Genomic DNA, 12,692 nt, shown 5'->3' with positions numbered 1-12,692 from the left:
AAACTCAGAACGCGAAGCAGGAACAGCCGAACGCGCCCCAGAAACCGGCGAAATCGCTGACCGGTGCATTCGACATCCGCGCTTTTTCATGGCTGTGGGTGTGCACGGCGCATGGCCCGCTGCACTGGTGAACCTGCGCTTGCAACGGCGAGTTCGGGCGCCAGTGGCCCGGGACTTTGACTACCGGCGACCAGTCCGGCAGCACCGGAATCGAGCGCGGGCCGAGGTCTTCGAAGTCGCCGGCGGCGTAGACAATCTTGCCGCCGACCACGGTCATCACCGACTCGATCCACTTGATCGCTTCTTCTTCAACGCTGAAGAAGTCCGCGCTCAGTGCAGCGAGGTCTGCCAGTTGGCCGACACGGATCTGGCCCTTCTTGCCCTGCTCCGAAGAGAACCAAGCGCTGCCGTGGGTGAACAGTTCCAGCGCGGTGCTGCGTGGCAAACCTTCTTCGTACAACGCCAGACCGCCAACGGTGCGACCGCTGACCATCCAGTACAACGAAGTCCACGGGTTGTAACTGGACACGCGGGTGGCGTCGGTACCGGCGCCGACCGGCACGCCTTCGGCGAGCATGCGCTTGATCGGTGGCGTGGCCTCGGCGGCTTGTTTGCCGTAGCGATCGACGAAGTATTCACCCTGGAACGCCATGCGATCCTGAATCGCGATGCCGCCGCCCAGCGCTTTCACACGCTCGATGTTTTGCGGGGTGATGGTTTCGGCGTGGTCGAAGAACCACGGCAGACCGTTGAACGGAACGTCGCGGTTGACCTTCTCGAACACGTCGAGCATGCGGCTGATCGATTCGTTGTACGTGGCGTGCAGACGGAACGGCCAGCGCTGCTCAACGAGGTGGCGCACCACCGGTTCCAGTTCCTGCTCCATGGTCTGCGGCAGGTCCGGGCGCGGTTCGAGGAAGTCTTCGAAGTCGGCGGCGGAGAACACCAGCATTTCGCCGGCGCCGTTGTGGCGCAGGTAGTCGTCGCCCTGATGCAACTTGACGCTGCCGGTCCAGTTCTGAAAATCGGTCAGCTCTTCTTTCGGCTTCTGGGTGAACAGGTTGTAGGCGATGCGTACGGTCAACTGATCGTCTTTGGCCAGTTGCTCGATCACCTGGTAATCGTCCGGATAGTTCTGGAAACCACCGCCGGCGTCGATTGCACTAGTCAGGCCGAGGCGATTGAGTTCACGCATGAACTGGCGGGTCGAGTTGACCTGATATTCCAGCGGCAGCTTCGGCCCTTTGGCCAGGGTCGAGTAGAGAATCATCGCGTTCGGCCGCGCGACCAGCATGCCGGTCGGGTTGCCGTTGCTGTCGCGCACGATCTCGCCACCCGGCGGGTTCGGCGTGTCGCGGGTGTAACCGGCCACGCGCAGGGCGGCGCGGTTGAGCAGCGCACGGTCGTAGAGGTGCAGGATGAACACCGGAGTATCCGGCGCGGCCTGGTTGATTTCTTCCAGGGTCGGCATGCGTTTTTCGGCGAACTGGAATTCGTTCCAGCCACCGACCACGCGCACCCACTGCGGGGTCGGCGTGCGATCGGCCTGGTCTTTGAGCATACGCAGCGCGTCGGCGAGCGATGGCACACCTTCCCAGCGCAGTTCGAGGTTGTAGTTCAAACCGCCACGAATCAGGTGCAGGTGCGAGTCGTTGAGGCCAGGGATGACGCAGCGGCCCTTCATGTCGACCACTTGTGTGGCGCTGCCCTTGAGGGCCATGGCCTCGGCATCGTTACCGACGGCAACGAAGCGGCCGTCCTTGATCGCCACCGCACTGGCCAGTGGTTTTTCCCGGTCTACGGTATGAAACTGGCCATTGAATAAAATCAGATCGGCGCTCATCGCAGTTCCTCAAGCGAAAGTGAAAAGAAGCAAACCCCGCTCAACGCGGCGAGGTTTCTTGGGAATCGAGGTGTTCATGGGCCTGACTGGCTTCCAGCCACGGGGTGAACAGACGGGTGACCGGCGGCATCACCACGTAGACCACCGAGAGGACGATGGTCAGGGTGATCAGGAACGTGGCGACCACGTAGTTGGACAGAAGCGGATGCAGCGCCAGCAACGGCCCCCAGATCAGCGGCACCAGCAGGGTGTGCGGCAGAATCACTAACAGGGTGACGACAGCCTGCTTCCAGCGCGGCGGTGGCGAGCCGGCTTCGGCCAGCGGTGTGAACCAGAATTCATTGACCGGCGCGACTTCGGTCTGATCACCGTCAGCCAGCATCGGTGCGGCTTCAGCCACCAGCGCCTGACGCTCGGAGGATTCCAGCCAGCCCTGCATCGCTTCGGTGGAGCTGAAGCGCAATACGCACGTGTAAAAATCCAGACGCCCGCGCTTGCCGCGCACCACGTCCACACCCAAATGCCCTTCGCGCTGCCCGGCAACGCGCACGATGTTGCGCAGCCATGCTTCATACGCCGATTCGAAACCGGTTTTGACCGAGTGTTTGATGATCAACGTGACGGTCTTATCGGCCCCCGGTGCTTGTGAATTGAGGACTTCAGGCATAACGCAGCACTCCGGGCAAACGAACAGGAATCGCCAGCCGTCCGGGCCCGGCGATCAATACGGTGGTGAAAAGAATCAATAGCAACCAGCCAAACTGCCCTTCAGCCACACTCCATTGCGGATGCACGACCAGCAGCGCCACGAGCAGTACAAAGAGAATAGGCAAGCAGGCCAAACGCGCCAGCACACCGGCGACGATCAGCAACGGGCAGAGGACTTCGGCGAAGATCGCCAGGATCAGGGTCAGGTGGGCGCCGAGATGGAACGGGTCTTCGATCAGTTGCAACTGCGCGGTGAAGTCCAGCAACTTCGGCAAGCCGTGCACCCACAACAGAAACAACCCGCCGCTGACCCGCAGGAACAGCAACCCGATGTCGCGCGCCTGTTCATCCCTCGTAGCAATCATGACCCGACCCTTTGAATGTCATTGACGGGAATCATGCCAAGGCCGGCGCGGAAGAAATTGGATGGGTGTGCTTAGTTGCTTTTCAGGTCTTTGATGTTCTGCCGCCAGCCACAAAACAATGTGGGAGTGAGCCTGCTTGCGAAGGCGCCAGGTCAGTCATATATACGTTGATTGACACACCGCTTTCGCGAGCAGGCTCGCTCCCACAGGGATTGGTGGCGTGCATTCGATTTGCAGACCGCCACAAAAACAATGTGGGAGTGAGCCTGCTCGCGATTGCGTCAGGTCAGTCACATCCACACTAACTGACACACCGCTTTCGCGAGCAGGCTCGCTCCCACAGGGATTAGCGGCATGCGCTCAATTTGCAGACAGCCACAAAAACAAAGTGGGAGTGAGCCTGCTCGCGAAGGCGTCAGGTCAGTCACATATACGTTGCCTGGCACACCGCTTTCGCGAGCAAGCTCGCTCCCACACGGGGATTGGCAGCGTGCATTCAATTTGCAGACCGCCACAAAAACAAAGTGGGAGCGAGCCTGCTCGCGAAGGCGTCAGGCCAGTCACATCCACACTAACTGACACACCGCTTTCACGAGCAGGCTCGCTGCCACAGGAGAACTGCTTGTGTAATCGAGGGCGGTTAAAGCGCCGGAATATCCAGCGGCGCCGCCATGAACTGGCTAATGCGCGAGCGCAGCCATTTCTCTGCCGGGTCGTTGTCGTGCACCCCGCTCCAGGCCATCGACAACTGCGCGGCATCGATCGGGAATGGCGGGTCTTCGGCACGCAGTGCGCAGCCTTCAACAAGGGCACAGGCGGCGTAATCCGGCACCGTGGCGATCATCTCGGTACCGGCGAGCAAGGCGCGCAAGCCGCTGAACTGCGGCACACCAAGAACCACCCGGCGGCAGCGGCCGATCTTGGCCAGATCCAGGTCGATATTGCCGCTCAGATCACCGGAGAACGACACCATCGCATGCGGACGCTCGCAATATTCGTCCAGCGTCAGCGGCCCCGGACGGTCGTCGCCGCGCAGCACTTTGCAGGGAATATCACGCAGCTTCTTGCGCTTGGCATTGGCCGGCAGATCCGTGGTGTAGCTGACACCCACGGAGATTTCTCCAGAGGCCAACAGCGCCGGCATCAACAGGTAGTTGGCGCGGCGTACCACCACGACAATCCCCGGCGCCTCCTGCTGAAGCTGGCGCAACAGCGGCGGAAACAGACCGAACTCGGCGTCGTCCGACAGTCCGATGCGAAACACATCGCAACTGCTCGCCGGTTCGAATTCCTTGGCGCGGCTGACTGCGCCGGAAATCACGTCCATCGCCGGTTGCAGCTCCTTGAGGATCGCCAGCGCCCGCGCCGTCGGTTCCATACCGCGACCGTTGCGCAGCAGCAACGGATCGTCGAACAGATCACGCAAGCGCCCCAGCGCAGCACTGACCGCCGGTTGGCCCATGAACAGTTTTTCGGCAACGCGGGTCAGGTTCTTTTCGAACATCAACGCTTCGAAAATCACCAGCAGGTTCATGTCGACGCGGCGCAGATCGTTACGGTTCATGGGCGTGGTTTCCTTATCGGTGTCAGACGCTTTATGCCACTGGCGCTGGGCACTTTACTCGATCAACGGCACTTTCGCCGCGCGTTTGTAAGGGCCGTACTCCACCGGCACCCACTGGAAATGCTTGCCCTCGGCGGCGATGTGGCCGATGCCCGGGAACGGCAGATGCGCTGCCGTCACCCAGGTCTTGCTCGCTGCCGCAGCACTGAACACTGCCTGCCGACTGGCGATCGCTTGCTGACTGTTGACGTCGAAACCGATCGAGACTTCCGGGTGCAAGAACTGCACCGCGAGGTTGTGCACCAGATCGCCCATGAACACGATGCTCTGCTGCTGCGAGGTGAAGCGGTACGTGGTGCTGCCCGGGGTGTGCCCGGCTTCGAGGGTTGCTTCGACCAGTCCCGGCAATGGCGACTGCCCGGCGGCAAACGTCTTGAAGCGGCCAGCGGCAACGTAGGGCGCCGTCGAATCCTGGGCAATTTTGAAAAACTCTTTGGCTCCCGCCGGAGCTTTGGCCAGTGCTGCCGGATCGAGCCAGTAGTCGGCCTCGGCTTTGGCTGCAAACACGGTGGCGTTGGCGAACACCGGTTTCTTTTCGGCATCGACCAGACCACAGACGTGATCAAGGTGCAGGTGGGTCAGCAAAATTGTGTCGACCTGCTCAGGCTTGTAACCGGCGGCCTGCATGTTGGCCGAGAGTTGGCCTGCGGTGGCGCCGATGCACTGCCCTGCGCCGGTGTCGACCAGAATCAGTTGTGTGCCGGTGTTGACCAGAAAGGCATTGAACGCCGTCTGCACGCCCGGGGTTTCAATCGAACGGCGTGCGAGCAGCGCGCGAATCTGACTCTGGCTCATGCCCTGCAACAACTTCGGCGACAAATCGTTGTAACCGTCGAACAACGCGGTGACTTCGTAATCGCCCACCGCCAAGCGGAAATAACCCGGCGCCTGAGTGCCCACCTGCGGTGCCTGCGCCATCGCGCCGGACATTGCCAGCATGACCGCCAGGGTCGTTGCTGCTTTCACCAAGCCTTTCATTGCATTCCCCTTTGAACCTGGCCAACGGCGGCCGTGCTTTGTCGACATCGTCGCGCAAAGCACCGGGCGCTGACTTGCAAGGATGTGCTGAGTTCCAGCCTGGGCGAGGAAATTAACAACGATTAACTCGTCAGCCTCAAGCCCTCGCCCAACAATGAAGCCCTCTGCGCAGCGTTGCTTTTTTGACCTGAGGGAATGCGCCGACCGTGTATTCCCCACCGACACGGACCTTGGCCATGGCTTATCTACAGCAAACCGTCGCCCTCGCCCCTGCCTGCGAACCGCGGAAGAACACGACTGGCGGACTCAGTCCGCAGCGCGAACGCCAGATCAAACAGTTGATCCTCGATCGCTTGGGCGAAAGTCTCGAAGTGGCTGAACTGGCCCGCGCCTGCTCACTGTCGCGCAGTCACTTCTCCCGTGCATTCAAATGCAGCACCGGCCTGTCGCCACAGGACTGGATCCGCGCCCAGCGCCTGGCCCGGGCCAAGTTGCTGATCCAGCACACCGACTTGAGCCTGACGCAAATCAGCCTCGAATGCGGCTTCTGCGATCAGGCGCACTTCTGCCACATGTTCACCCGCAGCGAGGGCATCAACCCCTTCGCCTGGCGCTGTCGAGTCATGGGCAGACCGAAAAACAACGCAGCGCAGCCTGCGGTGTTTTGACTGCTGCCGTTACGCCACCCGTTGCACTGATGCTCAAACCTGAGGATTATGCCCGGACACCCCGGATCAGAAGGCCTGCGCATGCGCCAGGGACTGATTCGCCCTGTCCGCCGCATCACCGCAGGAGCGCGCTGTTGAGTTTCTCCCCGAATCAGGCCATTGCGTTTGGCCCCTATCGGATTCATCCCGGGCAACGACTGCTAATTGAAGGCCAACAGCCTCTGCGCCTGGGACGGCGGGCGATGGATATCCTCCTGATTTTGCTGGCCCACGCCGGTGAAGTGGTGAGCAAACAGCAATTGATGGCCTGCGTCTGGCCAGACAGCGTCGTCGAAGACATCAATCTGCGCGTGCACATGGCGGCCCTGCGCAAAGCGCTTGGCGACGGGCAGAACGGCCAGCGCTACATCGTCACCGTGGCGCAGCGCGGCTACAGTTTTGTCGCACCGATCGTGCTCGACAGCATCGAACAAAAACCGGCGATGCCCGTCGCCAGACACAACCTGCCGCTGCGTCGTACGCGGATGATTGGGCGCCAGCCCGTGATCGATCACCTGATCGCGCAACTGCCGCGCCGACGCTGCATCACTCTGGTCGGTCCCGGCGGCATCGGCAAGACCACCGTCGCCCTGCGCGTCGCCGAACAATTGCTCGACCAGTATCGCGACGGCATCCGCCTGGTGGACTTGGCGCCCATCGCCGATCCCGCGCTGATCGGCTCGCATCTGGCGACGCTGCTTGATCTGTCCGCGCCAGAAGGCGATGCGCAGGCTGGTCTGGTCGACGGCCTGCGAGAACGGCAAATGTTGTTGGTGATCGACAACTGCGAGCACTTGATCGATGCGGTCGCGTCGCTCAGCGAGCAGATTCTGCGGGGAGCGCCAAAGGTGCATATCCTCGCCACCAGCCGCGAGAGCCTGCGCGCGGAGGGCGAGTTCGTGCAGCGTCTGGAATCGCTCGAATGCCCGTCCATGTCGTCGCCGATGGAGCCGGCTCAGGCGCTGGGCTTTGCCGCGCTGCAACTGTTTGTCGAGCGCGCCACCGCGGCGCGGGAAAGCTTTCAACTGAGTCGCGCCGAGCTACCGCAGGCGATCGAAATCTGCCAGCGCCTGGACGGCATTCCGCTGGCGCTGGAACTGGCCGCCGCGCAGATCAGCGAATTGGGCATGGACGGATTGCTCAAGCAATTGCGCGAGGGTTTGCCGCCATTGTCGGCCGGACACCACAGCAGCGCCGAGCGCCACCTGACCCTGCGCGCAACGATGGACTGGAGCTTCAACCTGCTCAACGCCTGCGAGCAAACCTGTTTGCGGCGATTGGGAATTTTCCGCGGCAGCTTCACGCTCGCCTCGGCGGCAGCGGTGGTCATCGGCCAACAGATCGACCCCGGCGCGGTGTTCACCGCTGTCACGCAGCTGGTGGCCAAATCCCTGCTGAGCGTCGAAGTGGGCGACGAAGATGTTTTCTACCGGTTGCTCGACACCACGCGCCACTACGCACTGGAAAAACTCGAACAGGCTGACGAGCTCAGCGCAACCCGCCAACGCCACGCCGAGCGCTGCCTGACACTGATGCAGCAGGCGCAGGCGGATTGGGACAATACTCCGACTGTATTGTGGATGGAGCGCTATGCGAGGGGGCTGGAGGATTTGCGCGCGGCGCTGGATTGGAGCCTCGACGGGCCGGGACCAGATGAGCTGGGCGTGCAGCTGGCAGCCGCGTCGGCACCGTTGTGGCAGGAGCTGTCGTTGCTGCGCGATTACAGCCGCTATGTGCGCCGGGCACTGAGTTTGCTGGAGGCTTCGCCAGCAGACTCGCTGCTACCGCCCTGCCCTCGCCTGCAAATCGCCTTGAAACTGGCGCTCGGTAGCGCCAGCTATCACACCTGGGGCGGCACGCCACAAACCATTCAGGCCTTCGTCGACGCCTGCCAATTGGCCGAGGAACACGGCGATCTGGCCGGGCAACTGCGTGCGATATCGGGGCATATGGCGGTCAATCTGAGTTGCGGGCATTACCGCATGGCGCTGGCGCAGAGTGAGCAATTTGATCGCATCGGCGTGCACGACGAGCCATTGCTGTCGCTGAGCACGCATCGCTTGCGCGTGCTGGCCCTGCATTATGCCGGCGACCAACCGCAGGCGCGCGTACATGCCGAGCAGGTGCTGCAACGCATGGCCCACAGCGGCCATCTCAATCGTTTCACCCATGGCTTTGGCGTGCAGTACGACCAGAGCGTCGCTTCGCTGACGGTACTGGCCCGCGTGCTATGGCTGCAGGGTCTGCCAGAACAGGCATGGCGCGCGGCACGGCAGGCGCTGGATATTGCCGTGCAGATCGACCATGGCACATCGATCTGCTACACGCTGGCGCTGGCCAGTTGTCTGATCGCCCATTACAACGGCGACGCCGCCAACGCCCGCGCGCTCCTGCAATTGTTGCTGGAGCAGTCGCAGAAGCATTCGGTACTGCTGTTCAATAATTGGGCGCGGCACTACGCGCAGGTGATCGATCCGGATAATGCCGCGCCGGTATCGACGCAGAGCAGCGGTTTGATCCGGGAAGTGATGGTTACGCTGGATGAGCGTTTTGTCGATGATGCACTGGTGGAGCGCGCGCGCACCGGGGATGCGGGTTGGAGTGCAGCGGAGATAGTGCGGGCACGGGCGGTGGCATTAGTGAAGGGTTCAGAATGGCCCCTTCGCGAGCAGGCTCGCTCCCACAAGGGGTCGGTGTCGGGCGCAAATTCCGAGTTGTGCGCTGTTTCCTGTGGGAGCGAGCCTGCTCGCGAATCGGCCTGCTCAGACACCGCTGAAACCCGAGAAGCCGAACAAACCCTGCAACAAGCTCTGGCCATCGCCAGAAGCCAGGGCGCGTTGGCCTGGGAGCTGCGCAGCGCCACGGACCTCGCCCGATTATGGCAGCGCCAGTCCCGCCATCGCGAAGCATGGGATTTGCTCAGCCCCATTTACCAGCGCTTCACCGAAGGCTACGCCACCCCGGACTTGCGCAAGGTCCGCCTGCTACTCGACAGCCTGCGCGAGCAGTGCCTGGCCTGACGCATTGCGCGTGCGGCTGAGATAGCGCGCATGACGCTGTTGCAGTTCGAGCCTGTCGTCGCTGCGCTCAAAGCGATCACGGGCATAGCGGCGCACGGTGTTGAGCATCCAATAGCGTGCCGTTGCCCGGTTGGGTTCTTGAATGAGCAGTGACTTGCGCGCCAACCCTTCGATAATTGCGCTCAACCTGGATCCCGCCAGATCCACGCTGCTGATCACGCTCAGCGCAGCCTCCAGAGTAAAGCCCGTGCTGAACACCGACAGACGCAGCAGCACCCGCTGTTCCATTTCCGTCAGGTACTGGAAGCTCCAATCGATCGCAGCGGCCATTGACTGATGGCGCGGCTCCGCAGTGCGCCGTCCTTGGCCAAGCAACTGCAGACCGTTTTCAACCTGTGCCTGTAAGCCGATCAAGCCCAGCGCGTCGATCTGCGCAGCGGCGAGCTCGATCGCCAGCGGCAGACCGTCCAGTTGGCGGCAGATCTCGCGCACGCCTGACAAATCCTGTTGACGCAAACTGAAGCCCTGTTGCCGCGCTCGCGCGCGATTGACGAACAACTGCACCGCCGGATAGCCCATGGCTTCCTCGACGGAGTTCAATGTAGAGCGCTTGGGAATCGCCAGCAGCGGCACGTAATGAACGGCTTCCTGTGGAATGTGTAAGGCTTCGCGGCCGGTGACCAGAATCGACAGGCGAGGCGCGGCATGCAACAGGGTCTCTACCAGAGTCGCGCAACTGTCGCGCCGGTGATCGCAGTTATCCAGCACCAACAAGGCGTGCCGGCCCGTCAGTGTGAAAAAGTCTGTATTCAGGGCGTGCAACAGGTGGTCGAGCAAGGGTTTGTCATCTTCGAGCATGGCAAGGTCGACCCACCAGGCGCCATCGCGAAAGTATTGCAGCAGCAATTCCGCCACGCGCAGTGCCACAGTGGTTTTGCCAACACCCGGCGCACCGGTAATGGTCATCAAGCGGCACACCGGCATTTGTCGAACCAGACTACCGATCAGGGCGTCGCGCCCACTGACTGGCGTCAGTCGTGCCGGAAGATTGTGCAGTGGCGTGAGGGCGGCAGCGGGCATGTGCAGCGCATCACTTGTGCCCTGCTCCACCGGGGCGACAAAACTGTAGCCGCACTGCGCCACGTGAATGATGAAACGCTGACCGTTTATGCCGTCACCCAGTGCGCGGCGCAACGCTGCGATGTGCACCCGCAGGTTGATCTCTTCGACGATCGAAGTCGGCCACACACGAGCAATCAACTGCTCTTTGCTGACTACCTCGCCCGCGTGTTCGAGCAGCACCTGAAGAATGTCCATGGCGCGCCCACCCATGCGCAGCGGCTGCTCGCCTTCAAGAACCAGACGCTGGCGCACATGAAAGGCGTAGGGGCCAAAACGCAGCACCGAACCTTGGCTTGTGTCGTTGTGATTATTCATGCCAAACATCTTGGCACTGTTGCGTGACGATACAACCGCCGGAGCCGACGCAGCACGGACATCCGGCTGCGTCTGACGGACAGAACCGCTCTAGCTGAACTGTTCGCGGTATTGTAACGGCGTAAGACCGAGCTTTTCGGCGAATAGCGAGCGCATGTGCCGGACACTGCCGAAACCACTTTTGTAGGCGATGGTTTTCAGCGGCAGATCGCTGGTTTCCAACAGGTTTCGCGCGCAGTCAATGCGGGCATTCTGCAGAAACTCCATGGGAGTCATGTTGACGTCACGGGCGAACAGGCGAGCAAAGTGCCGTGCGCTCATATTGGCCAATCCGGCCATGCGCTCGACTGTGAAGGGCTCATCCAAGTGTTCAAGTACGTAATTCTGCGCGCGGGTGATGGGCGTTTGTTGCGGTGAGACGGCCGCCATCAATGGGCTGAACTGGGCTTGCCCACCCTGACGCTTCATCACCACCAACAAAACCTTGGCGACGTCCTGGGCGATTTTCTTGCCGTGATCCCTGGCCACCACCGCCAGTGCCAGATCGATGCCAGCGGTCACGCCGCCCGAAGTGATGAGATTGCGATCCTCAACGTAGATCTGGTCGGTGGTCACCGTGGTTTTCGGGAAAGCCTTGATCAGGCGCTCGGTGTAGTTCCAGTGCGTGGTGACGCGATAACCGTCAAGCAGGCAGGCATGGCCGAGGATGAATGCGCCAGTGCAAATCGAACCGTAACGCTCCGCGCGCGGCACGGCTTTTTTCAACCAGCCAAACAGCTCGGGAAATCTCTGGTTATAGGCGCCGGGGCCGCCGGGCACCAATAACAGGTCATAGCGCTCGGCCGCCTCGTCGATGTGCAGATCAGCCTGAACCTGTACACCATTGGAAGCCTTGAGCAAGCCGCGCTCCGTCCCTAGTGTCGTCAGTTGATAGTGCAAATCAGGTTTCAGATAACGGTTGGCGACTGAAAACACTTCCAGCGGCCCGGCCATGTCGAGCATCAGAAAGTCGGGGAACAGCACCATTGCCACGGTTTTCATGGTAGGCATCACACATATTCAAGGGTCAATACGCACGCTACAGCCGGGGCATTATGGCCAACTGAGTCGTGATGAGCGTAATCGAATACGTGAACCATAACGCAAAACTGTCAACCTGAGCCGGACAGTCTTTCAATTTCCATCTACTTATTGCCTCCCAAGGTAACCAGTAACCTTCTCCTCACTCGGACGAATTCACGTCCAACCAGGAGATTTCATCATGCTGACTCTTCGCAAAGCCTCCGATCGCGGCCTCGCCAATCACGGCTGGTTGAAGTCGTTTCACACCTTTTCTTTCGCCAGCTACCGCAACCCGCGTGAACAGGGTTTCTCCGATCTGCTGGTGATCAACGATGACCGGGTCGCCGCCGGCAAAGGTTTTGGCCAGCACCCGCACCGCGACATGGAGATCTTTTCCTATGTGCTCGAAGGCGCGCTGGAACACAAGGACACCCTCGGCACTGGCTCGGTGATCCGCCCCGGTGATGTGCAATTGATGAGCGCCGGCAGCGGCGTGGCGCACAGCGAGTTCAACCACTCGGCCACCAAGCCCGTGCACTTTCTGCAAATCTGGATCGTGCCGGACGTCAGCGGCGCCAAACCGCGCTATCAACAGGAGCATTTCAGCGCGCAGAAAAAACGCGGTCGTCTGCAACTGATCATCTCGCCGGACGGTAGCAACGGTTCTCTGAAAGTCCGTCAGGATGCGCGGGTCTACGCCGGGTTATTCGACGGCAAGGAAAGTGCCACGCTGAAATTGCCGGCCAGTCGTTACGCCTACGTGCACGTTGCGCGTGGCAGTGTCGAACTCAATGGCCAAGCCTTGCAGGAAGGCGACGGCGTGCGGGTTCGTGAAGAACAGCTGCTCACTTTGAGCAACGGTATCGATGCCGAAGTGCTGGTGTTCGACTTGCGCCCTCACGAGTTGCCGGAAATGCCATGATCTGGCGCGATGCAGAACGGCCTTCC

Annotated in this window: 10 protein-coding genes; 3 read left to right on the top strand and 7 right to left on the bottom strand. The window is 61.2% G+C overall.

Going from position 1 to position 12,692, the window contains the following annotated elements:
- Positions 1 to 4 precede the first annotated feature (4 nt).
- The 5 genes from D8U71_RS00115 to D8U71_RS00095 all read right to left on the bottom strand — a co-directional run bounded on the left by D8U71_RS00115 (position 5) and on the right by D8U71_RS00095 (position 5,518).
- Positions 5 to 1,843, bottom strand: coding sequence for an amidohydrolase (locus D8U71_RS00115; RefSeq protein ID WP_110598921.1), 1,839 nt, complete (start codon positions 1,841 to 1,843; stop codon positions 5 to 7).
- Between the two features lie 40 nt (positions 1,844 to 1,883).
- On the bottom strand, positions 1,884 to 2,510 hold the full coding sequence (locus D8U71_RS00110) for an antibiotic biosynthesis monooxygenase (protein ID WP_130886905.1): 627 nt from the start codon (positions 2,508 to 2,510) through the stop codon (positions 1,884 to 1,886).
- Positions 2,503 to 2,916, bottom strand: coding sequence for a DoxX family protein (locus D8U71_RS00105; protein WP_024012430.1), 414 nt, complete (start codon positions 2,914 to 2,916; stop codon positions 2,503 to 2,505). Before D8U71_RS00105 ends, D8U71_RS00110 begins: the two co-directional genes overlap by 8 nt.
- Before the next feature lie 640 nt (positions 2,917 to 3,556).
- Positions 3,557 to 4,480, bottom strand: a complete 924-nt coding sequence (locus tag D8U71_RS00100; protein ID WP_039762138.1) for a LysR family transcriptional regulator — start codon at positions 4,478 to 4,480, stop codon at positions 3,557 to 3,559.
- A 54-nt stretch (positions 4,481 to 4,534) separates the two neighbouring features.
- Positions 4,535 to 5,518, bottom strand: coding sequence for an MBL fold metallo-hydrolase (locus tag D8U71_RS00095; RefSeq protein WP_130886904.1), 984 nt, complete (start codon positions 5,516 to 5,518; stop codon positions 4,535 to 4,537).
- 236 nt (positions 5,519 to 5,754) lie between these two features.
- On the opposite strand from D8U71_RS00095, the gene D8U71_RS00090 reads away from it, so the two are divergent.
- Both D8U71_RS00090 and D8U71_RS00085 read left to right on the top strand, forming a co-directional pair.
- Positions 5,755 to 6,186 (top strand): AraC family transcriptional regulator, encoded by a 432-nt coding sequence (locus D8U71_RS00090; protein WP_071171751.1) that lies wholly within the window; start codon positions 5,755 to 5,757, stop codon positions 6,184 to 6,186.
- Positions 6,187 to 6,320: 134 nt separating this feature from the next.
- Complete coding sequence (locus tag D8U71_RS00085) at positions 6,321 to 9,245, top strand: winged helix-turn-helix domain-containing protein (RefSeq protein ID WP_130886903.1); 2,925 nt, start codon at positions 6,321 to 6,323, stop codon at positions 9,243 to 9,245.
- Here the strand turns inward: D8U71_RS00085 and D8U71_RS00080 are convergent.
- On the bottom strand, positions 9,210 to 10,682 hold the full coding sequence (locus D8U71_RS00080) for a winged helix-turn-helix domain-containing protein (protein WP_130886902.1): 1,473 nt from the start codon (positions 10,680 to 10,682) through the stop codon (positions 9,210 to 9,212). The genes D8U71_RS00085 and D8U71_RS00080 overlap by 36 nt on opposite strands.
- Positions 10,683 to 10,772: 90 nt before the next feature.
- Entirely contained in the window at positions 10,773 to 11,723 is a 951-nt protein-coding gene (locus D8U71_RS00075; RefSeq protein WP_130886925.1) for a GlxA family transcriptional regulator, read from the bottom strand.
- Between the two features lie 220 nt (positions 11,724 to 11,943).
- On the opposite strand from D8U71_RS00075, the gene D8U71_RS00070 reads away from it, so the two are divergent.
- Positions 11,944 to 12,666 (top strand): pirin family protein, encoded by a 723-nt coding sequence (locus tag D8U71_RS00070; protein WP_130886901.1) that lies wholly within the window; start codon positions 11,944 to 11,946, stop codon positions 12,664 to 12,666.
- The last annotated feature ends 26 nt before the right edge of the window (positions 12,667 to 12,692 follow it).

This window comes from Pseudomonas sp. Sample_21, assembly GCF_004307525.1.
Taxonomy (GTDB): Bacteria; Pseudomonadota; Gammaproteobacteria; order Pseudomonadales; family Pseudomonadaceae; genus Aquipseudomonas; species Aquipseudomonas atacamensis.
This window is presented reverse-complemented; position numbering and strand designations above follow the sequence as displayed.

What these genes read in the sequence shown, in the direction of transcription:
- D8U71_RS00115 (WP_110598921.1), bottom strand. Translation starts at nt 1,843, where the DNA reads ATGAGCGCCGATCTGATTTTATTCAATGGCCAGTTTCATACCGTAGAC.
- D8U71_RS00110 (WP_130886905.1), bottom strand. Translation starts at nt 2,510, where the DNA reads ATGCCTGAAGTCCTCAATTCACAAGCACCGGGGGCCGATAAGACCGTC.
- D8U71_RS00105 (WP_024012430.1), bottom strand. Translation starts at nt 2,916, where the DNA reads ATGATTGCTACGAGGGATGAACAGGCGCGCGACATCGGGTTGCTGTTC.
- D8U71_RS00100 (WP_039762138.1), bottom strand. Translation starts at nt 4,480, where the DNA reads ATGAACCGTAACGATCTGCGCCGCGTCGACATGAACCTGCTGGTGATT.
- D8U71_RS00095 (WP_130886904.1), bottom strand. Translation starts at nt 5,518, where the DNA reads ATGAAAGGCTTGGTGAAAGCAGCAACGACCCTGGCGGTCATGCTGGCA.
- D8U71_RS00090 (WP_071171751.1), top strand. Translation starts at nt 5,755, where the DNA reads ATGGCTTATCTACAGCAAACCGTCGCCCTCGCCCCTGCCTGCGAACCG.
- D8U71_RS00080 (WP_130886902.1), bottom strand. Translation starts at nt 10,682, where the DNA reads ATGAATAATCACAACGACACAAGCCAAGGTTCGGTGCTGCGTTTTGGC.
- D8U71_RS00075 (WP_130886925.1), bottom strand. Translation starts at nt 11,723, where the DNA reads ATGAAAACCGTGGCAATGGTGCTGTTCCCCGACTTTCTGATGCTCGAC.
- D8U71_RS00070 (WP_130886901.1), top strand. Translation starts at nt 11,944, where the DNA reads ATGCTGACTCTTCGCAAAGCCTCCGATCGCGGCCTCGCCAATCACGGC.